The sequence below is a fragment of the Kibdelosporangium aridum genome (assembly GCF_900176515.1).
Lineage (GTDB): Bacteria > Actinomycetota > Actinomycetes > Mycobacteriales > Pseudonocardiaceae > Kibdelosporangium > Kibdelosporangium aridum.
In genome coordinates this window covers 286,604-311,085 of the sequence record NZ_FWXV01000013.1, presented here as the reverse complement: position 1 = coordinate 311,085, position 24,482 = coordinate 286,604, and the positions used below count along the sequence as shown (strand labels likewise).

General features: G+C 67.7%; 23 protein-coding genes and 1 pseudogene. 4 read left to right on the top strand and 20 right to left on the bottom strand.

Going from position 1 to position 24,482, the window contains the following annotated elements; all coding sequences use genetic code 11:
- Positions 1-20 precede the first annotated feature (20 nt).
- Positions 21-644 carry a TetR/AcrR family transcriptional regulator gene (locus B9C43_RS48455; protein WP_033382649.1) on the top strand — a complete coding sequence of 208 codons (624 nt, stop codon included), beginning with the start codon at positions 21-23 and terminating at the stop codon, positions 642-644.
- On the opposite strand, the gene proB is transcribed toward B9C43_RS48455, so the two are convergent.
- The 6 genes from proB to B9C43_RS48425 form a co-directional block, all read right to left on the bottom strand.
- Complete coding sequence (gene proB, locus B9C43_RS48450; protein WP_084434077.1) at positions 621-1,736, bottom strand: glutamate 5-kinase; 1,116 nt, start codon at positions 1,734-1,736, stop codon at positions 621-623. The genes B9C43_RS48455 and proB overlap by 24 nt on opposite strands.
- Positions 1,736-3,175, bottom strand: coding sequence for a GTPase ObgE (obgE, locus tag B9C43_RS48445; protein WP_033382648.1), 1,440 nt, complete (start codon positions 3,173-3,175; stop codon positions 1,736-1,738). Before obgE ends, proB begins: the two co-directional genes overlap by 1 nt.
- Positions 3,176-3,247: 72 nt before the next feature.
- The gene (rpmA, locus tag B9C43_RS48440; RefSeq protein ID WP_033382647.1) at positions 3,248-3,511 is read right to left on the bottom strand and encodes a 50S ribosomal protein L27; all 264 of its coding nucleotides are present in this window, start codon (positions 3,509-3,511) and stop codon (positions 3,248-3,250) included.
- Positions 3,512-3,525: 14 nt separating this feature from the next.
- Positions 3,526-3,840, bottom strand: coding sequence for a 50S ribosomal protein L21 (gene rplU, locus B9C43_RS48435; protein WP_033382646.1), 315 nt, complete (start codon positions 3,838-3,840; stop codon positions 3,526-3,528).
- Positions 3,841-3,987: 147 nt separating this feature from the next.
- Positions 3,988-6,819, bottom strand: coding sequence for a translation initiation factor IF-2 N-terminal domain-containing protein (locus B9C43_RS48430; RefSeq protein ID WP_084434042.1), 2,832 nt, complete (start codon positions 6,817-6,819; stop codon positions 3,988-3,990).
- 209 nt (positions 6,820-7,028) lie between these two features.
- On the bottom strand, positions 7,029-7,757 hold the full coding sequence (locus B9C43_RS48425; RefSeq protein WP_084434041.1) for a TIGR03936 family radical SAM-associated protein: 729 nt from the start codon (positions 7,755-7,757) through the stop codon (positions 7,029-7,031).
- A gap of 221 nt (positions 7,758-7,978) precedes the next feature.
- Between B9C43_RS48425 and B9C43_RS48420 the strand changes: the two genes are divergently transcribed.
- A complete protein-coding gene (locus tag B9C43_RS48420; RefSeq protein WP_084434040.1) occupies positions 7,979-9,367 on the top strand; it encodes a S8 family peptidase in 1,389 nt (462 codons plus the stop codon).
- A gap of 225 nt (positions 9,368-9,592) precedes the next feature.
- On the opposite strand, the gene B9C43_RS48415 is transcribed toward B9C43_RS48420, so the two are convergent.
- The 3 genes from B9C43_RS48415 to B9C43_RS48405 are packed head-to-tail and all read right to left on the bottom strand — an operon-like array spanning position 9,593 to position 12,960.
- Positions 9,593-11,515: a TIGR03960 family B12-binding radical SAM protein gene (locus B9C43_RS48415; RefSeq protein ID WP_084434039.1), complete on the bottom strand. Its 1,923-nt coding sequence runs from the start codon at positions 11,513-11,515 to the stop codon at positions 9,593-9,595.
- Positions 11,516-11,548: 33 nt separating this feature from the next.
- Positions 11,549-12,544 (bottom strand): DUF5808 domain-containing protein, encoded by a 996-nt coding sequence (locus B9C43_RS48410; RefSeq protein WP_084434038.1) that lies wholly within the window; start codon positions 12,542-12,544, stop codon positions 11,549-11,551.
- A complete protein-coding gene (locus B9C43_RS48405) occupies positions 12,541-12,960 on the bottom strand; it encodes a GntR family transcriptional regulator (protein WP_380144275.1) in 420 nt (139 codons plus the stop codon). Before B9C43_RS48405 ends, B9C43_RS48410 begins: the two co-directional genes overlap by 4 nt.
- 92 nt (positions 12,961-13,052) lie before the next feature.
- Here B9C43_RS48405 and B9C43_RS56265 point away from each other — a divergent pair.
- Positions 13,053-13,700: pseudogene (locus B9C43_RS56265) on the top strand (ABC transporter ATP-binding protein); the annotation flags it as partial.
- An 86-nt stretch (positions 13,701-13,786) separates the two neighbouring features.
- Entirely contained in the window at positions 13,787-14,578 is a 792-nt protein-coding gene (locus B9C43_RS56260; RefSeq protein ID WP_160097254.1) for an ABC transporter permease subunit, read from the top strand.
- Here B9C43_RS56260 and B9C43_RS48390 read toward each other — a convergent pair.
- The 11 genes from B9C43_RS48390 to B9C43_RS48340 form a co-directional block, all read right to left on the bottom strand.
- The gene (locus B9C43_RS48390) at positions 14,575-15,381 is read right to left on the bottom strand and encodes an ABC transporter permease (RefSeq protein WP_033382641.1); all 807 of its coding nucleotides are present in this window, start codon (positions 15,379-15,381) and stop codon (positions 14,575-14,577) included. The genes B9C43_RS56260 and B9C43_RS48390 overlap by 4 nt on opposite strands.
- A 2-nt stretch (positions 15,382-15,383) precedes the next feature.
- Positions 15,384-16,163 carry an ABC transporter permease gene (locus B9C43_RS48385; RefSeq protein ID WP_084434036.1) on the bottom strand — a complete coding sequence of 260 codons (780 nt, stop codon included), beginning with the start codon at positions 16,161-16,163 and terminating at the stop codon, positions 15,384-15,386.
- The gene (locus tag B9C43_RS48380; protein WP_033382637.1) at positions 16,163-17,086 is read right to left on the bottom strand and encodes an ABC transporter ATP-binding protein; all 924 of its coding nucleotides are present in this window, start codon (positions 17,084-17,086) and stop codon (positions 16,163-16,165) included. The genes B9C43_RS48385 and B9C43_RS48380 overlap by 1 nt, the downstream gene beginning before the upstream one ends.
- Before the next feature lie 29 nt (positions 17,087-17,115).
- Entirely contained in the window at positions 17,116-17,904 is a 789-nt protein-coding gene (locus B9C43_RS48375; protein WP_084434035.1) for an NmrA family NAD(P)-binding protein, read from the bottom strand.
- Between the two features lie 199 nt (positions 17,905-18,103).
- A complete protein-coding gene (ndk, locus tag B9C43_RS48370) occupies positions 18,104-18,514 on the bottom strand; it encodes a nucleoside-diphosphate kinase (RefSeq protein WP_033382635.1) in 411 nt (136 codons plus the stop codon).
- A gap of 44 nt (positions 18,515-18,558) precedes the next feature.
- Entirely contained in the window at positions 18,559-20,091 is a 1,533-nt protein-coding gene (locus B9C43_RS48365; protein ID WP_084434034.1) for an alkaline phosphatase D family protein, read from the bottom strand.
- 35 nt (positions 20,092-20,126) lie between these two features.
- Positions 20,127-20,498: a DUF4233 domain-containing protein gene (locus B9C43_RS48360; RefSeq protein WP_084434033.1), complete on the bottom strand. Its 372-nt coding sequence runs from the start codon at positions 20,496-20,498 to the stop codon at positions 20,127-20,129.
- On the bottom strand, positions 20,495-21,856 hold the full coding sequence (gene folC, locus B9C43_RS48355; protein WP_084434032.1) for a bifunctional tetrahydrofolate synthase/dihydrofolate synthase: 1,362 nt from the start codon (positions 21,854-21,856) through the stop codon (positions 20,495-20,497). The genes B9C43_RS48360 and folC overlap by 4 nt, the downstream gene beginning before the upstream one ends.
- Positions 21,857-21,880: 24 nt before the next feature.
- Positions 21,881-22,618 carry an FAD:protein FMN transferase gene (locus B9C43_RS48350; RefSeq protein ID WP_084434031.1) on the bottom strand — a complete coding sequence of 246 codons (738 nt, stop codon included), beginning with the start codon at positions 22,616-22,618 and terminating at the stop codon, positions 21,881-21,883.
- Positions 22,618-23,061, bottom strand: a complete 444-nt coding sequence (locus B9C43_RS48345) for an FMN-binding protein (RefSeq protein WP_084434030.1) — start codon at positions 23,059-23,061, stop codon at positions 22,618-22,620. The genes B9C43_RS48350 and B9C43_RS48345 overlap by 1 nt, the downstream gene beginning before the upstream one ends.
- Positions 23,062-23,076: 15 nt before the next feature.
- Positions 23,077-24,411, bottom strand: coding sequence for a ferredoxin reductase family protein (locus B9C43_RS48340; protein WP_084434029.1), 1,335 nt, complete (start codon positions 24,409-24,411; stop codon positions 23,077-23,079).
- Positions 24,412-24,482: the final 71 nt, after the last annotated feature.

Here is a 24,482-nt window from a genome sequence, read left to right as displayed (position 1 = left end):
TCAGCCGCTACTCTGATAGCGTGTCTGAGACCACCCGCCGCCCCCGGCGTGCCCCGGCCGAGAAACAGCGCGACCCGGAGCGGACCAAGCGCAAGATCCTCGACGCGGCGAAAGTCGAGTTCGGCGCGAAGGGCTTCGCCGCGGCCAGAGTCAGCGACATCGCCGACCGCGCGGGCGTGAACAAGCAGCTGATCTCGTACTACTTCGGCGGAAAAGAGGGCCTCTACCAGGAGCTGGCGGTCCAGTGGCACCACACCGGCAGTCAGATGTCCACAACGGACCAGCCACTGACCGACGTGATCCGTCAGTTCACGCTCAACACCGGGGAGGACCGTGACTGGGGCCGGGTGATGGTGTGGGCGAACATGTCCGGCGAGAACCCGGGCTCAGTTCAAGAGGCCGAGTTCATGCGCGGTCAGGTCGAGCAGATGCGGGAACGCCAGCAGCGCGGCGAGATCCCGGCTGATCTGGACCCGGCGTACCTGCTCCTCGCACTGATCAACGCGGCGAGCGCGAGCCTGACCGTGCCGTTGTTGGTCCGTCACATCACCGGCGAGGACGCGGCTTCGCCCGAGTTCATCGAGAAGTACGCGGACGAACTCGCCAAGCTCGTGGGTCACCTAATACGAGCGGACCGGGACTAGATCGTCGGCGTGTACGACTTCACGCCGCTGCTCGGCGGGCAGTTCGTGGCTGGACCGGCCGATCAGTGCGGGAAGTTCGTCGGCGTCGAAAGCGACGACACCACGAGCGACGACGGTGCCGGAAAGGTTCACCAGCTCGACGACGTCTCCTGCGTCGAACTCACCGTCAACTGCCGTGATGCCCGCGCTGAGCAGGGAGCGGCGACGGTGAACCACGGCGGCAACGGCGCCGTCGTCGAGCCAGAGTCGGCCAGTGGCACCGGCGGCGTGGCCGAGCCAGAAACGCCGGGCAGAGAGGCGAGCGCCGGTGGCCGCGAAGGCCGTGCCCACGTCGGCAGTGGCCAAGGCTCTGGGCACATCGGTCGCGGCGGCCAGCAAAACCGGAATGCCTGACGACGAGGCGAGACGAGCGGCGGCGAGTTTTGACGCCATGCCCCCGGTGCCGAGGCCGGAAGCGCCTTGGGTGCCCGCTTTCACGCCGTCCACATCGGAGTCGCCGACGACCTCGTCGATCTTCTTCGCGGCTCCCTTGCGGGGATCGCCGTCGTACAACGCGTCCACGTCCGACAGCAGGAAAAGAGCGTCAGCGCCGATCAGGTGGGCCACCAGGGCGGCGAGACGGTCGTTGTCACCGAAGCGGATTTCCTCGGTGGCAACGGTGTCGTTCTCGTTCACCACCGGCACAGTGTCCAGCGCGAGCAGCTTGGAGAACGTGCGCTGTGCGTTGCGGTAATGCGAGCGCCGCACAACGTCGTCGGCTGTCAGCAGAACTTGGCCGACTGTCAGCGAATACCGTGCGAACGACGACGCGTACGCGTGTGCGAGCGCCAACTGACCGACGGACGCGGCGGCCTGCTGAGTCGCGAGATCGCGCGGGCGCCGCGGGATACCCAGCGGTGCGAGGCCCGCCGCGATGGCACCGGACGACACGAGCACGACCTGGCTCCCGGTGGCGCGCCGGGCGACCAGCGCGTCGACCAGGTAGTCAAGACGCGCAGGGTCCAGGCCACCTTCGGCGGTGGTCAGCGAGGACGACCCGACTTTGACGACGATCCGGTTCGCTTCGACCAGTGCCTTGCGCGTCGGCGAAATCACTCGTCCTCATCCTCGACCGGCAAGCCACGGCGCATCCGCCTGGCTATCTTTCGTTCCGCGGCGCTCACGCGGTCGGTGTGCTCAAGTCGTACGTCAGTGCCGCGCCCGGTCAGCACGGCAGCGACGCCAGGAGTGGACGGCTCCCAGTCGAAGGTCCACGACCCGATCGTGACGGCACACCCGGGCTGTGCGCCCATGGCCGCCAACGTGTCCTCGACGCCGAGCCTGTTGAGGCGGTCGGCGAGGTATCCGACGGCTTCGTCGTTGTTGAAGTCCGTCTGGCGCACCCAGCGTTCCGGGCGTTCGCCGGTGACAATGAACCCGGTCTCGTCGTCCGGGTCGGGGATGATCTCGAAACCCTTGTCGTCCACGGCTTTCGGCCGAAGCACGACGCGGGTGGACTCGGCCACCGGCTGTGTGGCGCGGTACTGCTCGACCACATCGGCCAGCGCGAAAGTCAGCTCGCGCAAGCCTTCCCTTGTCGCGGTGGACACTTCGAACACCGGCCAGCCGCGCTGTTCGAAGTCCGGCTTGACCATCTCGGCCAGGTCGCGCGCGTCCGGTATGTCGATCTTGTTCAGCACCACCACCCGCGGCCGCGAGGCGAGGTCGCCGCCCAGCGCCGGGGTGTAGCGGGCGAGTTCGGCTTCCAGGGCGTCCACATCGGACATCGGATCGCGGTCGGCTTCGTACGTCGCGCAGTCCACGACGTGGACGAGCACCGCGCACCGCTCGATGTGCCGCAGGAAGTCCAGGCCAAGGCCCTTGCCCTGGCTCGCGCCCGGGATCAGGCCGGGCACATCGGCCATGGTGAAGACGTGGTCGCCGCTGGTGATCACGCCGAGGTTCGGCACGAGCGTGGTGAACGGGTAGTCGGCGATCTTCGGCCGCGCCGCGGACAGCACCGCGATCAGCGACGACTTGCCCGCCGACGGGAAGCCCACCAGGCCGACGTCAGCGACCGAGCGCAGCTCGAGCACGAGGTCGCGCCGCTCCCCCGGCTCACCGAGCAACGCGAACCCCGGGGCCTTTCGCGCCTTGGACGCCAGAGCGGCGTTGCCGAGCCCGCCACGGCCACCCGCGGCAGCCACGAACGTCGTGCCCGCACCGACCAGGTCGGCCAGCACTTCACCGTCTTCGGTCATCACGACAGTGCCGTCCGGGACCTTCAACTCGAGCGGCGCGCCGTTGGCGCCGTCACGGTTGCCGCCCTGGCCTGGCTTGCCGTTGCCGCCGCTGGCGTGCGGCCGGAAGTGGAAGTCCAGCAGCGTGTGCACACCGGGGTCGACAACGAGCACGACGTCGCCGCCGTTGCCGCCGTTGCCGCCATCGGGGCCGCCAAGCGGCTTGAACTTCTCCCGGTGCACGGAGGCAACGCCGTTACCCCCGTCACCGGCGGCAACGTGAATCACCACACGGTCGACGAATCGGGACACAGCGGGTTCCTCTCTGGAAACGCACCAAGGGGCGGGCCTACATCAGGCCCGCCCCTGGAAATGCTAGGTCGATTAGGCCGAAGCCTCGACCGGAACGATGTTCACGGTCTTACGGCCGCGCTTCGCACCGAACTGGACCGCACCGGCGGCCAGCGCGAACAAGGTGTCGTCCTTGCCGCGGCCGACGTTCACGCCCGGGTGGAACTTGGTGCCGCGCTGGCGGATCAGGATCTCACCGGCCTTCACCACCTGGCCGCCGAACCGCTTGACTCCAAGGTACTGCGGGTTGGAGTCACGGCCGTTGCGGGAGCTGGATGCGCCCTTTTTGTGTGCCATGGCTGGTCAGGTCCTTACTTGGTGATGCCGGTGACCTCGACGCGGGTCAGCTTCTGACGGTGACCCTGGCGCTTGTGGTATCCGGTCTTGTTCTTGAACTTGTGGATGCGGATCTTGGGGCCCTTGGTCTGAGCCACGACCTTGCCGGTCACCGACACCTTGGCCAGCGCGTCGGCGTCGGTGGTGACGTCGGAGCCATCGACAACGAGCACTGCCGGGAAGGTGAGCTCGGTGCCCGGCTCGCCCTCGAGCTTCTCGACCTCGACGACGTCGCCCACGGCGACCTTGTACTGCTTGCCGCCGGTCTTGACGATCGCGTACGCGGACACGGAAGTCTCCTGCTTGCTACTCGTTGATGATGGGTGGGCCACGCGCGCCCTGATCTATCGGATCGGGCTGCACACGACGTGACCCGCTGGAAGGCGGGCCACGTACTAGGTTACAACATGCCTCTGCTGCCCCTAGCGGGGGCCTGCTTACCGGTCCTGAGCTGCGTTGACCGGCGGACCGGCCGGCCTGGACGCGGCGCGCCTGCGCTGCCGCCGGGGCGGCGGCGCGAGCACCAGATCGTCGTCGACACCCTGCGGCACCTCGGAAGACGCCGCCGGGACGTGCCCGTTGGTGCCCGCAGCGTGCTCGACAGCGTCGACTGGGGCCTCTGGCGCCGGTTCCGCGGCCACCGCTTCCTCCGGCTCAGCCTCGACGGTCTCAGGGCTCTCCGGTGCCGCGTCGGACACGGCTTCCTCGGGCGCGGCGTCAGCAGTCACGGCCTCGGCTTCGGCTGGCTGCTCGGCCTCCACCGGCGCGGCCTGCACCGATTCGGCGTCCGCGGTTGCCTTGTCAGCCTCCACAGCGGCGTCCTGCGCTGCCTCGACCGCCTCAGCAGCGGCTTCAACGGCGACCTCGGCAGCAGCCTCGGCGTGCGTCTCGGCGGACTCGGCGGCTTCAGCAGCCTCCGCCGCCTCAGCGGCCTCGGCACGGGCCCGCTCGGCCTTCGCCCGGCGCTCGGCGCGGGTCGGGCGCTCACGCGTGCGCTCGGTCGCCTTCTCCTCGGCCTTGCCCGGCTTCGACGGCTGGTGCTGATGCTGGTGACCGCCACCGTTGGCACCGCCGTTGGAGCCGTTCGTCTTTATGATCGGCTCGGTCGAGACGACCACGCCACGGCCGCGGCAGTGCTCACAGGTGCTGCTGAACGCCTCGAGCAGCCCGGTGCCGACGCGCTTGCGCGTCATCTGCACCAGCCCCAGCGAGGTGACCTCGGCGACCTGGTGACGGGTGCGGTCGCGGCCCAGGCACTCGGTCAGCCTGCGCAGCACCAGGTCCCGGTTGGACTCCAGCACCATGTCGATGAAGTCGATCACGATGATCCCGCCGATGTCGCGCAGCCGCAGCTGGCGGACGATCTCCTCGGCCGACTCCAGGTTGTTCCGGGTGACCGTCTCCTCGAGGTTGCCGCCCGATCCGGTGAACTTGCCGGTGTTCACGTCGATCACGGTCATCGCCTCGGTGCGGTCGATGACCAGGTACCCGCCGGAAGGCAGCCACACCTTGCGGTCCAGCGCCTTGAGCAGCTGCTCGTCGATCCGGAACTCGGTGAACACGTCCGTCGGGCCGACGTGCCGCCGCAGGCGTTCCTGCAGGTCGGGCGCGACGTGCCGGACGTAGGCGTCGATCGTGTCCCACGCGTCGTCGCCCTGCACGACCAGCGCGGAGAAGTCCTCGGTGAACAGGTCGCGGACGACCTTGACCAGCAGGTCCGGCTCCTCGTAGAGCAGCGTCGGCGCGCTGGCCTTCTTGACCTCGTCGCTACCGTGCGCCTTGTCCTTGATGACCTGCCACTGCGCCTGCAGCCGTCGCACGTCGCGGGCCAGCTCGTCCTCGCTGATGCCCTCCGAGGCGGTCCGGATGATCACACCGGCGTCCTCGGGCACGATCCGCTTGAGGATGTCCTTGAGCCTGCGGCGCTCGTTCTCCGGGAGCTTGCGGCTGATACCGGTGGCGCCGCCGCCGGGCACGTAGACCAGGAACCGGCCGGGCAGGCTGATCTGGGTGGTCAGCCGGGCGCCCTTGTGCCCGACAGGGTCCTTGGTGACCTGCACGAGCACGCTGTCGCCGGTGGCCAGCGCCTGCTCGATCCGGCGGGCCTTGCCCTCCAGGCCGGCGGCGTCCCAGTCGACCTCACCGGCGTACAGCACGGCGTTGCGGCCACGGCCGATGTCGACGAACGCGGCTTCCATGCTGGGCAGCACGTTCTGCACGCGGCCGAGGTAGACATTGCCGACAAGCGAGCCCGAACCGGACGCGGTGACGAAGTGCTCGACGAGCACACCGTCCTCCAGCACACCGATCTGGGTGCGGTCGGTCTGTTCGCGGACGATCATCTTGCGGTCGACCGACTCGCGCCGGGTGAGGAACTCGGCCTCGGACAGGATCGGCGCACGACGGCGGCCGGCCTCGCGGCCGTCCCTGCGGCGCTGGCGCTTGGCCTCCAGCCGGGTCGAGCCCCGGACGCTGCGCACCTCGTCGCGTTCCGGTTTGTCCGCTTTGGACTTTTCGTCCCGCGCTTCCCGAACGTGCACAACGGTGTTCGGCGGGTCGTCCTCGCTGACAGCTGCCTCGTCGTCGGCCGAGCCCTTGCGACGGCGGCGACGGCGCCTGCGACGGCTCGTGCCCTCCTCGCCAGCGTCGTCGGCCTCCTCGGGCTCCTCGGCGGCTTCGGGCTCCTCCACGGCCGCAGCCGGGGTCTCCTCGTCGTCCTGCTCGTCCGCGGCGTCGTCAGCCTGGCCACCCTTGCCGCGGCCTCGCCCACGACGGCCGCGACGGCGCCGACGACGGGTGGCGCTTTCCTCGTCCGTATCCGTGGCCTCGGCGTCCTCCGCCTCCTCAGCCTCGTCGGTCACCTCGGCGGGCTCCTCGACTGGCTCCGGCCGGGCCGGGCGAGCCTGCGCGTCCGGCGGCAGGAACAGCGGCGACGCGGAGGCGAACAACGGCTGCCTCGGCCGCTTGACCTCGGTGACCGGCTCCTCGTCGGGCTCCGTACCGTCCTGCGCCACCGGCTCTGGCTCCGGCTCGTCGGCCGGCTCCTCCTCCTGGGGAGCGAGCGCGTCGACTACCCGCTGCGCCACCTCGCGGCTGACGCTGGACTGCGCGCTACGGACCTCTTCATCTAGGTCCGCCAGAGCCGCCATCACCTCGCGGCTGCTCGCCCCGAGCAGCTTGGCGAGGGCGTGCACCCTGATCTTCGGCGGCAGATCGATCAGGTCCCGCTCGCCTGTCTGGTCGCCAGCGGGCGTTGTCGTGTCCGACATGTAGCTCCTCCGCCCCCGGGCGCGTCCATGCTCGGACGCGGCCGCACAGGGGCCTCTCCTGTTCGGTCCGCGGCTCGTGGCCGCGGACGTTGTGTGCCGGTCTCTTCGCCGCCTTCCCCTGACGAGAGCCGGTTCGTTCGTTGTCTTGCCTGGTCCGCCGCGCGAACGGCGGGAATCCTCGCCTCACGCCACCCCACGGGTGGCACAGGTCAGCTGTGGACGTCGTCCCGTGACGGCTCCGGGCCCCGGTCGGGGGCCAGCGGGTCGGCGATACCGCCGCCATCGTCGAGCCGTCCCTGGGCCATCCGGGTCGCCTTCGCGGGCACCGGCGGTTCCAGAGCGGCGACGACACGGAGCGCGCTCAGCACGTCGTCCGGCCGCACGGCAGGTGTCGTCTGCCGTACAACTACCTCAAGTATCCCATATGGTTGCCCACCCGCCGACACTTCACGGGTCTGCGCACGTACAACCGCAGGTCGGACATTGATTGTGCGCATGCCGCTCTTGGTCAGACGCTCCACTTCGGCCACGTCTACCGCCATGAACGCCTCGACTGCCGCGGCCAGCTCGGCGTGCGTGACGCCGGGCACTTCGATCTGCCAGCGGCTGGCGTCGACCCGGTCGGCCAGCGACCCGGCGCCTGCCTGGACCACCTCCAGCAGATCCAGGCCAGGGGGCATGGCCTTGTCCAGTTCCGCGAGCAGCCGAGCCGGCTCGACCACCTCGACCAGCTGGATCTCGACGTACTCGGCCTCACTGGCCGCGCCGGTCGGCGCGGCGCCGATCCACGAGATCTTCGGGTGCGGGTTGAAGCCCTGGGAGAACGCCATGGGTACGTGCGCCCGCCGAAGAGCGCGTTCGAAGGCCCTCGCGATGTCGCGGTGTGACGTGAAACGCAGTCGCCCACGTTTGGCGTAACGCAACCTGAGCTTCTGCACCCCAGGTGGCGACGGATTGGGCTGGTCTTGACGGCTCAGCGTTACTCCTTCTGGTGGTCTGTGGCGGCTCGGCTGGTGCACACCCGCGTTCGGCTGGCACCGTACCGGCAGGCGCAATAACGCGGTTGAACTTGTCTGGCCGACGCGGCGTGGCTACCGTCCCGCAAGGTGGACAGCCGGTACCCCCGAGCCGGCCGACCCAGTGATGGAGGTCTGTTGTCGTGCCTCTGCTCCGCCGCGTGAGGGCGGCAGCGGTGCTCACGGCAGTGCTCACGGCCACGTGCACACTGCCCGCTGCAGCCGACCCCACCGACGCAGGGTGTGCACTCGCGTCGAGTGGCAGCACGTCGCGCTACATCGTCGTGTTCGACCGTGGCACATCCACGGCCGAGGCGCAGGCCGAGATCGCCGGCGCGTGCGGCGCCACGACCGTGTACTACCCGCAGATCGCGGTGGCGGTCGCGACGTCGAGCGACCCGAAGTTCACCGAGCAGATCGGCGCCGACCGCGCCTTCAGCGCGCAGCGCGCCATGCCCCGCAAGCGCAAGTCAGAGGAAGCGGGCACCGGCGTACGCCGCTCAACGGCTGTGCCCTCGGCGGACCGCTCCGCCGAGCAGTGGGACATGGCGATGATCAACGCCGACGCCGCCCACGAGGTCACAACCGGCGACAGTGACGTCGTCGTCGGCGTACTCGACTCCGGCATCGATGCCACCCACCCGGATTTGAAGGCTGCCGTCGACCCATCGGTGTCCGCGGGCTGCCTCACCGGACGCCCAGACACAACGCCCACCTCCTGGGCGCCCAAGAACTCACCGCACGGCACGCACGTAGCCGGCACGATCGCCGCAGCTGACGACGGCAAAGGCATCACCGGCGTCGCTCCGGGCGTACGCGTCGCGTCGGTGCGCGTGGTCGACGACGACGGCCGGATTTACCCGGAGTACGCGGTGTGCGGCTTCATGTGGGCCGCCGAAAAGCGCATGACCATCACCAACAGCAGCTACTTCGTCGACCCGTGGTTGTTCACGTGCTCCAAGGGCGGACAACGCGTCGTACGGGAGGCCTTAACGCGCGCGGTCGCGTATGCCTACTCGCAGCGCGTCGTGAACGTTGCGGCGGCGACGAACGAGAACGTCGACATGGCCAACCCGCCGGACCCCAGCTGCCGGGTGCTACCCGCGGGGTTGCGTGACGTGCTCGCTGTGTCGTCAGTGGGTATGGACAAGCTGAAAGCCGGTTACAGCGCTTATGGGCTTGGCGTGATCGACGTGACCGCTCCGGGTGGGGAACGGTTGCGCGGCAAGGGAGATCCCGAGCGCGGTTGCGTTCTTTCCACCGTGCCAGGGGGTTACGCGCGGTCCTGCGGTACTTCCATGGCAGCGCCTCATGTTTCCGGCGTGCTCGCGTTGCTGGCGTCGACTCATCCGGGGGCTTCGCCGTCTGCTTTGACGCGGATGCTCAACAACCAGTCTCAGACCGTGCCGTGCCCTGCGGACTATGACCTCAACGGGACTGGCACGCAGGACGCGTATTGCGCAGGATATGCGCCGTACAACGGGTTTTACGGGCACGGCCTGGTGGATGCCTTGGCAGCGGTGACCAACTAGCCGGTGACCAGCTTAGTCGTCGGCTCGCCCGAAACTGTCAGACCCTTGCGGTAACGTGAAAATTAGGGGTTCCCCCAAGGGAATTGTCGTTGCGATGGCGCATGTCCGCGCGAGGCTGTGGCGTGCCATGGCCCGCGACAGAGGCGACCTTGGCGGCGCTCGGCCACCGGCTAACCCGTGGACAGCGAGCGGGGCGAACCCCCTCTGAGGATTCGCCCCGGTCGATCAGACGGGCGTCAGCGGCAGGAGTTTCTTGCCGGTCGGGCCCACCTCGATCGCCGTGCCCATCGTCGGGCAGACGCCGCAGTCGAAGCACGGGGTCCAGCGGCAGTCGTCGAGTTCCTGCTCGTCCAGCGCGTCCTGCCAGTCGTCCCAGAGCCACTGCCGGTCAAGGCCGGAATCCAAGTGGTCCCACGGCAAAACCTCGGTCTCGCCGCGTTCCCGCGTGGTGAACCAGTCCAGGCTGACGCCCAGCGGCTCCAGCTCCGCCTTGGCCGCGTCGACCCAGCGGTCGTACGAGAAGTGCTCGCCCCAGCCGTCGAACCGGCCGCCTTCGCGCCACACTCGTTCGATAACCCGGCCGACCCGGCGGTCGCCGCGCGACAGCAGCCCTTCGATCAGGCTTGGTTTGCCGTCGTGGTACCGCATTCCGATGTTGCGAGCCAGGCCGCGGTCGGCGTTGATCTCCGCCCGCAGCTTGCGCAGCCGACTGTCCACAGTGTCCGGGTCGGTCTGCGCCGCCCACTGGAACGGGGTGTGCGGCTTGGGGACGAACCCGCCGATCGAGATCGTGCACCGGATGTCGTTGCGCCCGGCGGCTTTGCGCCCCGCCCGGATGACTTCCTTGGCCATGTGGGCGATCTGCAGCACGTCCTCGTCGGTCTCGGTCGGCAGTCCGCACATGAAGTACAGCTTGACCTGCCGCCAGCCGTTGGCGAACGCGGCCGAAACGGTGCGGATGAGGTCCTCTTCGGACACCATCTTGTTGATCACGCGCCGGATCCGCTCGCTGCCGCCTTCCGGCGCGAACGTCAGGCCTGATCGCCTTCCGTTGCGGGACAACTCGTTGGCGAGGTCCACGTTGAACGCGTCAACCCGGGTGCTCGGCAGCGACAGACCTGTCTGGGTGCCTTCGTAGCGGTCCGCGAGGCCCTTGGTGATCTGCGCGATCTCCGAGTGGTCGGCGCTGGACAGCGACAGCAGGCCGACTTCCTCGAAGCCGCTGGCCTCCAGTCCCTTGTTGACCATCTCGCCGATGCCTTCGATCGAGCGCTCCCGGACCGGCCGGGTGATCATGCCGGCCTGGCAGAAGCGGCAACCACGGGTGCAGCCGCGGAAGATCTCCACGCTCATCCGCTCGTGCACGCTCTCGGCCAACGGCACCAACGGCTGCTTCGGGTACGGCCACGCGTCGAGGTCCATCGTGGTGCGCTTGGACACCCGCTCAGGCACGCGCTCCCGGTTCGGCCGCGTGTACGCGAGCTCACCCTCCGGGGTGTAGTCGACGTCGTAGAAACGCGGGATGTAGATGTTGCCGCGCTCGGCCATCCTGGTCAGCAGCTCGACGCGGCCGCCGGGGCACCCCTCGGCCTTCCATGTGCGGACGATCTCGGTGATCTCCAGGACGGCTTCCTCACCGTCACCGAGCACCACGGCGTCGAGGAAATCGGCCATCGGCTCCGGGTTGAACGCCGAGTGCCCGCCCGCGAGCACGACTGGGTGCTCCTCGGTGCGGTCGACGGCGCGCAACGGGATACCGGCGAGGTCCAGGGCGGTCAGCAGGTTCGTGTAGCCGAGCTCGGTCGCGAAGCTGACGCCGAGCATGTCGAACGCACCGACCGGGCGGTGCCCGTCGACGGTGAACTGCGGCACGTCGTGTTCCCGCATCAGCTTCTCGAGGTCCGGCCAGACCGCGTACGTGCGCTCGGCCAGTACGTCCGGCTGCTCGTTGAGGATCTCGTAGAGGATCATCACGCCCTGGTTGGGCAGGCCGACCTCGTAGGCGTCGGGGTACATCAGCGCCCAGCGGACCGTGGTGGAATCCCAGTCCTTCACCGTCGCGTTGAGCTCACCGCCGACGTACTGCACCGGCTTGGCCACTTTGGGCAGCAGCGACTCCAGCTTCGGGAAAACGGACTCAACACTCACAGCGAACCAGGGTAGCGGCACTGACCGACGCGATCAGAAGCCCTCACCCCGCGCAGGCAGGTCGATGACGCCGAAACCCGCCAGCGCGACCAGCAACGCGAGCGCTGCGAGCAGTGTCCAGGTGACCGGATGCCCCATGTTCAACGTCCAGGACATCCCCACGCGGTGGTGCACGAGCACGGCACGATCTTGCCTGTTGGCATACAGCGTTCCACCCATGTACCAGTGTTTGTCGTCGTCACGCTGGGTCAATCCAGTGTCTTCATCCTCCTCACCGGGCAACTTGCGCAGGCGGTGGCCTGCGTGGCCGACTCGGACCATCCACACGACGAGCCCGATCAGGAACGCGGTCATCACCACGCCCGAGACGATTTCCCAGCCCGGCGTCGTGGTGAGCAGGACCACTAGATTCACCGCCGCGACCATCAGCAGCATCATCCTGGCGGTGCCGCGCAGGTACGTGCGGTATCGGCGCGAGGATCCGACCGGCTGTGCGGCGTCCAGAACAGGTCTGGCACGCATCAGCACGCGCACAAGCAGTGGCATGAGCACGGTCATGGCGGCTATCGGGATCACCAGATCCCAGCGGCCGAGCAACATGGTCACCAGCAGAACCACCACCGCCGGGGACAACCAGAGCACCGGCACGCGGACAGGATCGGTCCGGAATGTGATGTCCGTGGTCACGCCGTACCTGTGCTCGGCCTGCCACCACTCCTGGCGTTTGATCGCTCGCAGCTGCCGGTTGGCCAGTGCGTAGATGACGCCATGGATTGCGATGAGCGCGTTGGCGAAGATCCCGGCGACGATCACGTTGTCGTAGGCGACGAGACACACGACCAGCGCGATCATGGCCGCGACCGCCACTCGGAACATGTAGGTCTGCCGGACCCGCAGAATCGCCGGGTCCTTGGCGCGAACCGCCGCCACACGCACGCCGAACGGCACTGTCGGCGGCGTGAGTCCCGGGATCGCCAGCGCCAGTCCGGTCAGCAGGGTGATCATCGGTAACGCGATCAGGCTTGTCATGGATGGACCCCCTCGTACTGCGCCAGCAAGTTCGCACACCGGTTCACCAGGTCGGTCCGGGAGAAGCCCTGGACGGCGGCTTCGGCGAGCAGCACGCGCATCCGCTCGTCCCAGTCCTTGATGAACCCCGGCTCCGGCGGGCCGGTGTTCGTGTCCCTGCGCACGACCGCGCCGCTCTTGCGGTTGACCCGGATGACTCCCTGCTGTTTGAGCAGGTCGTATGCCTTGCTCACGGTCAGGAAGTTGATCCCGAAGTCCCCGGCCAGCTGCCGGGTCGACGGCAGCGGGTCGCCCTCCTTGAGGTCGCCGTGTGCGATCGCCTCAAGGATCCGGTCACGGATCTGCTGGTAGATCGGCACTTCGCTGTCGAGATCAAGGGTGAGCTGCAAACCGCGTCGCACTCCATGCTGCTGCATGACACTGACCTTATCTAGGGGAGCTAGATGACCTACATGACTTAATTGAGCTATCTGATATATATGAACTATAACAGATAGCAGGACTAGGTTTGGGGGTGCAGGTGATCCAAGTACGACAGCTCCGCAAAGTGTTCGGACCAGCAGTGTTCGGGCCGGCTTCCAGCGCGATCACGGCAGTGGACGAACTGACCTTCGACGTCGTGCCCGGCGCGGTGACCGGGTTTCTCGGGCCGAACGGCGCGGGCAAGACCACCACACTGCGGATGATCTTGGGCTTGGTCGCGCCGACCTCGGGCACGGCGACGATCAACGGGAAGCGATACGCCGACCTGCCACACCCATCAGGAACCGTGGGAGCCGTGTTGGACAGGTCGGGCTTCCACCCCGCCCGAACATGCCGTGATCACCTCCGCCTGTACGCACGCCTGGGCGGCTACCCAGACGCACGCGTTGCCGAGGTGCTCGACCTTGTCGGCGCCACGTCGTACGCCCATCGCCAAGCCCGTGGTCTGTCAACCGGGATGCGCCAACGACTGAACCTGGCCACGGCACTGCTCGGCGATCCCGACGTGCTCCTGTTGGACGAGCCCAGCAACGGACTCGACCCCGAAGGAATCGCGTGGCTGCGCGGTTTCCTGCGCGCCATGGCGGTGAAAGGACGGACCGTCCTTGTCTCCAGTCACGTGCTCAGCGAGGCCGAGCAGATGGTCGACCGAGTGGTGATCATCCGCAACGGTCGTCTGGTCACCGAAGGCCTCATCGCTGACGTGACCGACCGCGGCTCCCTGGAACAGGCCTACCTCGCACTCACCGGAGGTGCAGCGTGATCGCGTTGTTCGGTGCCGAAGCCCGGCGCCTGATGAGCACCCGGTTGTGGCTGTGGGCGCTGCTCGCCGCGTCGTTGACCGGCGGCCTGGTGTTCGTGCTGGCCTTAGTCGGCCCGGAGAACTTCGACCCGCCGATGCCGGATCTGCAGACCGCCGAAAGCGTGCGGCTGCTTCTTGGTATCGCCGGGCTGCTGGCGTTCGTCCCCGCCCTGCTGGGCACTACCGCGGTGACGGCCGAGTACCGGCACCAGACGATCACGTTCACGTACTTGTTCGCGCCGAAGCGAGGAACAGTCCTAGCCGCCAAGCTGGCTGTCTACGGCATTGCAGGTGTGGCGTACGGACTTGCCGTGGCCGTCATCGCGGGGACCGGTGTTGCCGTCGCCGCAGCCGTGGACGGCATCAGCCTGGGGTTGCCGACAGGCGAACTCCTCGGCTTGCTCATCCGGTTGGTGGTCACGATGACCGCGTACACGCTGCTCGGCGTCGCGTTCGGCGCCTTGCTGCGTAACCAAGTGACGGCCCTCGTCGTGCTCGGCAGCTATTTCTACGTCGGCGAACTGCTTCTGATGATGATCCCCGGTGTGAACGCCATCTACCCGTTCCTGCCCGGCGGAGCCAGCTCGGCGCTGATCGGTTTCACATTCCTCGCCGATGCCATGGCACAGACCGGAATCTCAGCACCGCACTTGCTGTCCGCGCCGCTCGGCGCACTCGTCTTGCTCGCTTATGCCGCAGTGGCAGCGGTTCTGGCGTTCGGCACGTCGCTGCGGCGCGACGTCGCCTAACTGAGCAACAGTCTGCCGAGGCGGCGGCCTGCCACGATCATCCCCACGACCGCCATGACCACGAAGTACGACAGATGCCCGAGCATCGCCCACTCGATGACGCCTGCGGTAAGCCCACGCATCAGCTCCACCGCGTGATAGAGCGGGGAGATCCGCACGAGCCACTGCAGGGCTTCCGGGTAGACGCTCAGCGGGTAGAAGGTCGCCGAGAACAGGAACATCGGCAGCAGCGCCAACTGGACGAGGTCGAAGTCCTGCCAGGACCGCATGAACGTGGTACAGGCCATGCCAATCGCGGCGAATGCCAGCGACACCAGCAACGCGACGGGCAACGCGAGGATCGTCCACGGCGACGACACCAACCCGAGTACGGAGATCACCGACAGGAACCCGACCGCGTAGATCGCGCCGCGGATCAACGCCCACGAGATCTCGCCGATCGCCACGTCGAACGGGCCGAGCGGAGTCGCCAGCATGCCGTCGTACACCTTGGCGTACTTCAGCTTGAAGAAGAGGTTGAAGGTGGAGTCGTACACCGCGCCGTTCATCGCGGACGCGGCGAGCAGCGCGGGCGCGACGTACGCGGCGTAGCTCATCGGCTGGCCGCCGGGACCGATGACCTGGCCGACCAAGCCACCGAAACCGACGCCCATCGCGAACAGGTAGAAGAAGGACTCGAAGAAGCCGGAGAAAATCGCCGTCCAGGCACGCCTGTTGACCAGGAACGACCGCTCGACAACGGTCCGCGCGCGACGCGCGTACAACCCAGGCGGAATCACGCGCCAGACCAGCCCGACACTCATCGCTAGACCCCCAACCTGCGACGGAAGTTCCGGACCGCCAGCGCCCCGCCGATTCCGGTCAGCACCAGCAGGTACGCCATGTGCCCGACGACCGGCCAGAACTCAAGATCCCAGAACGCGGCGGCACGGGTGAGCTCAGTGCCGTGCCACAGCGGCGTGATCCACGCCAGCGGCCGTACGACCGCCGGAAGCTCGGTGACCGGGAAGAACGTGCCCGCCAGCAACGTCATCGGCAGCACGATGAACCGGAACACCGGGCTGAACGCGGTGCCCTCACCTTCGACCGTGGCGGCGAACGCGACCAACGGCGCCGCGAACGCCATCCCCGCCAGCACGGCGAACACCAGCGACAGGATGATCCCCAGCCCGGTGACCACGCCGAGCACGGTCCCCACGATCGCGAACACGGCTCCGGAGAACGCCAGCCGGAAGAAAATCCACAGCAGCTGTCCGGTGGCGACCTGCGCCGGGGTGATCGGTGTCGCGGTCATCCCCCAGTAGACGCGGCTCCACTTGAAACCGGACAGGATCGGGAACGTCGACTCGCCCGCCGCGTTCTGCACCGCGGCAGCCGCGAGCATGGCGGGCATCAGGTACACCGCGTAGCTCTGCCCGCCGGTCAGGCCACTGGGCTGGATCTGCGAGCCCAGCCCGAAACCCATGGCGACCAGGAAGAACACCGGGGTCAGCACGGTCGAGACGACGGTCGCGCGCCAGTTGCGGCGGTACCACGTCCACATCGACTCGACCACCAGCAGCCGGGCCTGCCAGGGATGCAGCATCAGTCCACCAACGTCCGGCCAGTGAGCTTGAGGAACACGTCCTCCAACGTGGAGCGCCGGACCAGGCTCGACACCGGCGTCACGCCTCTGTTGTGCGCGGCGGCCAGCGACGCCTCGCCATCGGTCGTGTAGACGAGGATGCGGTCGGGCAGCACCTCGACGCGCTCCCCCAGATCCTGCACCGGCCCCGGGTCTTGCTCGCCGGGCGGGAACCGCAGTTCGAGGACTTCCTTGGTGGAGTACCGGTCGATCAGCTCGGCCGGACTGCCCTCGGCGGCGATCTTTCCCTTGTCCATCACCACGAGCCGGTCGCACAGCTGCTCGGCCTCGTCCATGTAGTGCGTGGTGACGATCAGCGTGACGCCCTGGTGCTTGAGCCGGAACAGCCTGTCCCACAACAGATGCCGGGCCTGCGGATCCAAGCCGGTGGTCGGTTCGTCGAGCAGCAGCAGATCGGGGTCGTTGACCAGGGACCGCGCGATGGTCAGGCGCCGCTTCATGCCGCCGGACAGCGGATCCACCTCGTCGTCGGCCCGGTCGGACAGTTGCGCGAACTCCAGCAGCTCGGTCGCCTTGTCGCGGACGTGCTGACGGGACAACCCGAAATAGCGGCCGTACACCTGGAGGTTCTGCCGCACGGTCAACTCGTTGTCGAGGTTGTCCTGCTGCGGCACCACCCCGAGGCGGGCACGGATCTTCGGGCCTTCGGTGTTCGGGTCCATGCCGAGCACGCTGAGCGTGCCGCCGGAGCGCGGTGACACGCACGCGATCATCCGCATCGTGGACGACTTGCCCGCCCCGTTGGGCCCGAGGAAACCGAACGCTTCGCCTTTGCGCACCTCGATGTCGATGCCGGCGACCGCCTCGAAGTCCCCAAACCGTTTGGTCAGCCCCTCAGCGTGGACCAGAGGATCAACAGCCACTCAGGCACCATAACGGCACCCACCGACAATCATCGGATTGTTTTCGCGTACTCCCGGAAGTCTCGCGGCTCGCGGCCGAGCACTTGCTGAACGCCGTCGGACAGCCGCTCACTGCGGTGTTCCCGGATGTGGTCGAACAGCGCGACGATGACTTCGGCGTACTCCGGCGGATAACCGCGTTCGCTCAGGTCGTCGGTGTATGCCTGCCGGTCGATCGGTACGTAGGTGATCTTTCGGCCGGTTGCTCGCGCGATCTCGTCGACCGCGTCGCCCCAGGTGAGCAGGCGTGGTCCGGAGAGGTCGTATTTCTTGCCCGCGTGCCCTGGCTGCGTCAGTGCGGCGATCGCGACGTCCGCTATGTCTTGGACGTCGATGAATGGTTCCCTGCCGTCTCCGGTCGGCAGCCGGACCTCGCCTTGTTTGACAGGGTCGGCGAGCATCGGGTCTTCGGTGAAGTTCTGGTTGAACCAGGTGGGGCGCAGGATCGTCCAGTCGACACCGGACTGCGCGATGGTCTGCTCGGAGGTCAGGTCGGCGCCCATCTCCTGCCAGACCCGTGCGGACAGCAGCACCAGCCGCTGGACGCCGGACTTCACCGCGAGTTCGGTGAATTCAGGCAGCCGGTCCGTGCCTTCGTCGACCACGTAGACGGCGCTGATGTCCCTGAGTACCGGCGCCCAGGTCGCTTCGTCCGCCCAGTCGAACCGATCGGGAGTCGACCGGGAGACGACTCGCGGGTCCAAGCCTTGGTCACGCAGCCCGGCCGCGACCCGGCGGCCAGTCTTCCCCGTGCCCCCAAGAACCAAGATCTTCGGCATGCCAGCAGCAACCCACGCCAAGGCGAGCCCTATTCCCCGAACCGCACACCGCCGCCAAAACCGGCCGCGACACAACCAGCCCCCACCCGTTCCCGGGGGCACCCCACCACGCCATTCTATCAGCGATAGAGGGGTTTGGGTGGTACCGAACGGGTGGAGTGCGTGCGAACGGTCCGTTCGCACGCACTCGTGGTGGGCCTCAGAGGTTCGGGAACCAGAGGTCGATCTCGCGCTTGGCCGAGTCGGCCGAGTCCGAGCCGTGCACGAGGTTGTACTGCACCTCGGTGCCGAAGTCGCCGCGGATGCTGCCGGGCACGGCCTTCTCCACCGGGTCGGTGCCGCCGGCCAGCTGGCGGAACGCGGCGATCGCGCGAACGCCCTCGACGACGATCGCGACGACCGGGCCACCGGTGATGAACTCGACGAGCGAGCCGAAGAACGGCCGCTCAGCGTGCTCGGCGTAGTGCTGCTCGGCCAGCTCCTTGCTGACGTGCTTGAGCTCGAGCGCGACCAGGCTCAGGCCCTTGCGCTCGATCCGGGAGATGACCTCTCCGACCAGGCCGCGGCTCACACCGTCGGGCTTGACCAGAACAAGGGTGCGCTCGCTCACAGCGGTCCGTACTCCTTCGTGCGGGTTTGTTGGATGGCAGCAGACTAACGGGCGCGTTCCGGCCGCAATGTCTTGGACCAGAGCGAGGTGCCGCGGCCGTCACGCAGCCACACGGTCAGCTCGCCGCTGCGGCCGTCCACCGCGACCTCCCCGAAGTGCTGGTAGCCCAGCAGCGGCGAGGTGTTCGCGGCCGGTGGAGCGTGCACGAACTCGGCGACCGGACCGAACGTCGGGTCCAGGGTGTTGGGGCCGAACGCGCCCGCGTGCAGCGGTCCGGACACGAATTCCCAGAACGGGTCGAAGTCGGCGACGGCCGCGCGGTCGGGCGAGTAGTGGTGCGCAGCCGTGTAGTGCACGTCAGCGGTCAGCCACACGACGTTGCGTACCCGACGCTGGGCCAGCGTCCGCAGCACCCAGGCGAGTTCGTGCTCACGTCCACCGGGCTTGCCGGGCAGACCGTTGGCGACGCCCTCGATGTCGGCGCCGTCCGGGACGATCAGGCCGATCGGCAGGTCCGCGGCGACGATCTTCCAGGTGGCGCGGCTGCGGGACAGCGAGTCGACCAGCCATCGAGCCTGGCGTGCGCCCAGGATCTGCCCGGCGCCGTCACGAGGTGCGTTGTTCGCGTCCTTGTAGGTCCGCATGTCCACGACGAACAGTTCGACCCGGCGGCCGAAGCTGAAGCTGCGGTACACGCGTCCGTCGACCGCACGCGCCTGGTCGACCGGCTGCCACTCGTGGAACGCCTGGAAAGCCCGCTGCGCCAACACGTCCACGCGCTTCTCGGTGTACTGCGGCAAATCCAGGATCTCGCCCGGGTACCAGTTGTTGACAACCTCATGGTCGTCCCATTGGACGATTGAGGGCACCGAAGCCGCCAGCCTGCGCACGTTCTCGTCGAGCAGGTTGTACGCGAACTGACCGCGATATTCAGCCAGTGTCTCGGCGACCTTGCTCTTCTCCGGCGTCACGATGTTGCGCCACACCTGGCCGTCGGGCAGCGTGACCTTCTCCACCAACGGGTTGTCCGAGTAGACCGTGTCGCCGCTGTGCAGGAAGAAATCGGGCTTGCGAGCGGCGACGGCGGCGAACCCGGTCATACCGCCGATGTCGGGGTTGATGCCCCAGCCCTGGCCCGCGACGTCACCGGACCACGCGAACCGCACATCGGAGTTACCGACCGGAGCTGTCCGGAAGCTGCCAGTCAACGGCTCACTCGTCGTGCGGCCGTCGAGGTCCTCTGCCTGAACGCGGTAGTACGCCTCACATCCCGGCGGCAACCCGCGGACACGGAGCTTGCCCGTGCCGTCAGAGGCAGGGGTCAATACCGGGCCACGAATGCGACGAGAGTGACGGAACGACGGGTCGGTGGACACCTCGACCAGCATTCGTGACGGCCGGTCGGCCCGTGTCCACACCAGGGCACCGTCAGTCGTCACATCGCCTGTCTGCACACCGTGGGTGAGCACAGGGCGATCACGGCGCAACACGGCGTTAGCGGTGTTAGCGGGAAGTGCCCCAGCGACAAGGAAACCGGCGCTCAACGCGCCCGCACGCAGAACTGTTCGTCTGTCCATGTGCGGCGTTCTATCCCGCGGAAACGAACGGGACGTTAACTGTCCTGCTGACTTGGCAGACGTCCTTCTGCCATCCGTTTGGCCACGTCGCGGCGCAACCAGAACAGATACGTCCAAACCAGACCGAAGATCAGCCCGAGCACTCCGAGTTCCGGCACGGCGAAGAAGCTCACGAGCATGCTCACCTGCAAGGCGATCACGACGTACATGGCCCACGAGAACCGCAACAGTCCGCAGGTCAGGATCAGGCCGAGCACGATCCCGCCGACCAGCACGCCTTTCCACGACGCGAGCCCGCCGCCGGTGCGGTGCACGACCAGCAGCGCCAGCGCGACGACAATCGCCTCGATGAGCAGCGCGCCCGCCATGACTCCGCGGAAACCCTTCATGGGGTCGGGGGTGCTCATGTTGGTTCCTTCCCGAACAGCGTCCTGGCCTCGCCCGCGGTGACCACGGATCCAGTGACCACAATCCCGCCACCCGCCAGCGGCTCGTTCGGGTCACCGACCTCTTCGACGAGGTGCACGGCGGTCTCCAGAGCGGAGTCCAGCCGGGGTTCGACGACGATCCGCTCGTCGCCGAAGATGTCCCGTGCGACGCTGGCCAGGTCGTCCACGTCCATGGCGCGCGGCGAGGTGTTACGCGTCAGGATGATGTCGGTCACCGCCGGTTCGAGCGCCTCGAGAATCCCCTTGGCATCCTTGTCCCCCATCATCCCGACGACCGCGATCAACCGCCGGAACGCGAACTCGTCCTCCAAGGCCGTTGCCAACGCCGCCGCGCCATGGGGATTGTGTGCCGCGTCGATGAAAACGCTTGGCGCGGACCGCATCCGCTCCAGCCTGCCGGGCACGACGACCGAGGCGAAGCCTTCCCGGACCGCTTCGATGTCGAGCTGACGCTCGGCTCCCGCGCCGAAGAACGCCTCGACCGCCGCGAGCGCCCTGGCCGCGTTGTCAGCCTGGTGCGCGCCGTGCAACGGCAGGAAGATCTCGTCGTACACGCCGCCAAGGCCCTGGATCGTCAGCAGTTGCCCGCCGACCGCGACGTCCCGGTTGACCACCGCGAACTCCGAGCCCTGGCGGGCGATCGTGGCGTCCACTTCGGCCACTCGCTCCAGCAGGACCTGCATCACCTCGGGCCGCTGCTCGCCGACCAGCGCGATCGACTCGGGCTTGATGATGCCCGCCTTCTCCCGCGCGATGCCCGTGATGTCCGGGCCGAGGTAGTCAACGTGGTCGATGGCCACCGGGCCGATCACGGCGATCTCGGCGTCCACCACGTTGGTGGCGTCCCAACCGCCGCCCAGCCCGACTTCGACCACCGCGGCCTCGACCGGCGCCTCGGCGAACGCCGCGTACGCCATCCCGGCGAGCACCTCGAACTTGCTCATCCGGATGTCGCCCGCGTCGTCCACCATGGACACATACGGCTCGAGCTCGCGGTAGGTCGCGACGTATTTCTCCGGGCTGATCGGCGCGCCGTCCAGCGCGATGCGCTCGGTCACCAGCTGCAGGTGCGGGCTGGTGAACCGGCCGACCCGCAGGCCGATCCTGGTCAGCAGGGCGTCGATCATGCGGGTGGTGGAGGTCTTGCCGTTCGTGCCGGTGACATGCAGGACCGGGTAGGAGTTCTGCGGGTTGCCCAGCACGTCCATCAGCGCCCTGATGCGATCGAGCGACGGCGCGATCTTGGTTTCCGGCCAGCGGGTGTCCAGCTCCGCTTCGACTTCACGGAGAACCTGCAGCGCGTCGGGATCGGTCACGTCAACTGAGTCTAGTTGCCGCGGCTATGCGAGAACCGGCAGCTCCGGCGACCGGAAAACCCGGTAGTTCGAGTCGACCGCGTGCACGAGGCACCCTGGCTGGCTGGCGGCCCATTCCACCCCGTCGATGCCCATCGCGAACGCCGCCGTCGCGACCGCGTCGGCCGTGGTCAGGTCCGGTGCGTGCACGGTCATGCTGAGCAGGCCGAACGCCGGAAGGCCGGTGCGGCCGTCCAGGATGTGGTGGCCTCGTTCGTAGGCCGCGGACGTGGCCACGGCGCCGTTGCGGACGCCGAGCACCAGGCAGATCTGCTGGCTGTTGTCCGGGTGCCGGATACCGACTCGCCACGGCTGACCGCCGGCCGGTTCACCGGCTGTGACCACGTCACCACCGGCGTTGATACAGAACCGGCTCAGCCCGGCGGCGCGCAGCATGTCCGCGGCACGCTGCACCGACCAGCCCTTCACGATGGCGTTCGGGTCGAGCTTGCGCCCGGGAAGCTGGACTTTGAACGCGCCTCCCGACCGGTTCTCGTACGTTTCGCACAGCGCGAGGACGTGCCGGAGATCGTCGCTGATCTCGTCGGCACCGATCTTGCCGTCGCCCAACCGCGTGACCTCGCTGTCCAAGCGGAATGGGCTGAACCGCAGATCGACCTCGTGCAGCCAGTCGAAGACCATGTCGGCGTCGCGCTGGGTGCCGTCCCGCAGGTCGACGGAGATCGGCAGGCCCATCAGCTGGCGTACAGCGGTGACGGCCATCAGGCGCCCTTGGCGTCGATCGCGGCCTGCAGCGAGTTGATGTACGACTCGCTGGTCATGGTCGCCCCGGACACGGTGTCGATCGCGGCGCTCTGCGTCTGCAGGGTCTCCTGCACCAGTCGCGGTCCAGCCATTTTGGACGGTCCGGAATTGGGCAGCTGCAGGAACTTCACGTCGGTGATCTGATCGCCGGTGAAGACGACCTGGACCTGCACGGTGCCGTGCCGGTTGCGTTCGGCCGAACCGTTGACGGTCCTGACCTGATCGGCGGGTGGAGCGGATGACGTGCCCGGCGCTGTCTGCTGGGTGGACGAGGGTGGCAAGGCGGGCACGGTGTTCGGAGGAGGGAGCGCCACCGACTCCGAGGCTATGGTCGGTTCGTACTGCCAGACGAACACGAATCCGACGGCGGTCAGCAGGATGGCGGGAATGGCCCTACGCATGGGTGTTCGGTCCTCTCAACTGGCCAGGCTGAAGCGTTCGGCGTGGATCTGGTCACGGGGCACGCCCAGCTCACGCAGGGAGCGCAGGACGGCGTTGGTCATCGGGGGCGGGCCGCAGACGAACACGTCGCGGTCCCAGACGTCGGGGGCCAGTCCGGCCACGTTCTTCGCGCTGAGCAACTGGTTGCCGTGCGCGTCCTGTGCGTTCACCGGCCCGGCGAGCAGGTGCAGCATGGCACCACGCGACCGTGCCAGCTCGTCCAGTTCCTGCAGCAGGACGGCGTCATCGTGTTTGTTGACGCGGTAGAACAGGACAACGTGCCCGCGGATTTCCTCCAGCAGCGCGCGGATCGGCGTGATACCGACACCTCCCGCGATCAGCAACGCGTTCTGCTTGGTCTGGTGCATCGTGGTGAACGCGCCATACGGACCTTCCGCGAACACGCGCGTGCCAGGCTTGATGTGCCGCAATGAAGCGCTGCCGTCACCAAGCGCCTTTACCGTGAGCCGCAACGACTTCCCGTCCGGCGCCGCGGACAGCGAGAACGGATTGGCCGCCCACCAACGACCCTTGGTGAGAAACCGCCAGATGAAGAACTGGCCGGCCTTGGCAGGCAACTGGTCGAGGTTGCGGCCGGTGACGTACACGGACACCACCTGATCCGACTCAGGCACGACCGCGGCGACCCGCAAGCGGTGCCGGAAGTTACGCCACAGCGGCAGAATCACGCGCCCCAGCAGCACGGCGCCGAGCGCACCGCCCCACAGCGTCCACCAGTAGGCGCGGGCGAAAGGGTTTCCCACGAAGGAGGAGCCCTCGAAGATCTGGTGCGAGAAAGCGAGAACAACCGCGAGGTAGGTGTACAGGTGGATGAAGTGCCAGGTCTCGTAAGCCAATTTGCGGCGGGCGAAGCGTGCCGAGGCCGCGCCGACGAAGAGGATCAGCACGAACGCGACGATCGCCTGCAGGATCCCCTCGACGGTCGTGGCCAATGTGACCAGCTCGTCGACCGGCCCGGTGTCCGACAGGTTGGCGTAGCCGAACACGATGAAGACCATGTGCCCGAGCAGCAGCCACAGCACACCGAACCCGGTCCACCGGTGCAGGCTGGTCAGCCGGTCCATCCCGAGCCGTCGGTCCAGCCAGGACAATCGGGCGATCAGCACGAGCTGGAAGGCCATCAGCAGCGCGCCGAACATGCCGAACAACCGGCCGATCGAGATCAGCGGATCGGCCGAGGGCCCGGCATCGGCGAACAGGACCGTGACGAGCGCGACATTGGCGCCCAAGACCGTATAGAGGCCGGTCCGTGCGAGAACGCGCGGCCGGGTCAGTGACAGGGTCGTCATGTCACCGAGACTGCTGGGGATTCCTGTGTCAGCCCTGTCATGAACCTGTCGACTTACTATCGGCGGCCCGG

Bases quoted from the DNA above. Each gene is read 5' to 3' on its own strand.
- B9C43_RS48430 (WP_084434042.1), bottom strand. From the start codon at position 6,819: ATGTCGGACACGACAACGCCCGCTGGCGACCAGACAGGCGAGCGGGAC.
- B9C43_RS48410 (WP_084434038.1), bottom strand. From the start codon at position 12,544: ATGACAAGCCTGATCGCGTTACCGATGATCACCCTGCTGACCGGACTG.
- B9C43_RS48375 (WP_084434035.1), bottom strand. From the start codon at position 17,904: ATGCCGAAGATCTTGGTTCTTGGGGGCACGGGGAAGACTGGCCGCCGG.
- B9C43_RS48385 (WP_084434036.1), bottom strand. From the start codon at position 16,163: ATGCTGCATCCCTGGCAGGCCCGGCTGCTGGTGGTCGAGTCGATGTGG.
- B9C43_RS48390 (WP_033382641.1), bottom strand. From the start codon at position 15,381: ATGAGTGTCGGGCTGGTCTGGCGCGTGATTCCGCCTGGGTTGTACGCG.
- B9C43_RS48345 (WP_084434030.1), bottom strand. From the start codon at position 23,061: ATGCGTAGGGCCATTCCCGCCATCCTGCTGACCGCCGTCGGATTCGTG.
- B9C43_RS48350 (WP_084434031.1), bottom strand. From the start codon at position 22,618: ATGGCCGTCACCGCTGTACGCCAGCTGATGGGCCTGCCGATCTCCGTC.
- B9C43_RS48365 (WP_084434034.1), bottom strand. From the start codon at position 20,091: ATGGACAGACGAACAGTTCTGCGTGCGGGCGCGTTGAGCGCCGGTTTC.
- B9C43_RS48405 (WP_380144275.1), bottom strand. From the start codon at position 12,960: ATGCAGCAGCATGGAGTGCGACGCGGTTTGCAGCTCACCCTTGATCTC.
- B9C43_RS48360 (WP_084434033.1), bottom strand. From the start codon at position 20,498: ATGAGCACCCCCGACCCCATGAAGGGTTTCCGCGGAGTCATGGCGGGC.
- rpmA (WP_033382647.1), bottom strand. From the start codon at position 3,511: ATGGCACACAAAAAGGGCGCATCCAGCTCCCGCAACGGCCGTGACTCC.
- B9C43_RS48340 (WP_084434029.1), bottom strand. From the start codon at position 24,411: ATGACGACCCTGTCACTGACCCGGCCGCGCGTTCTCGCACGGACCGGC.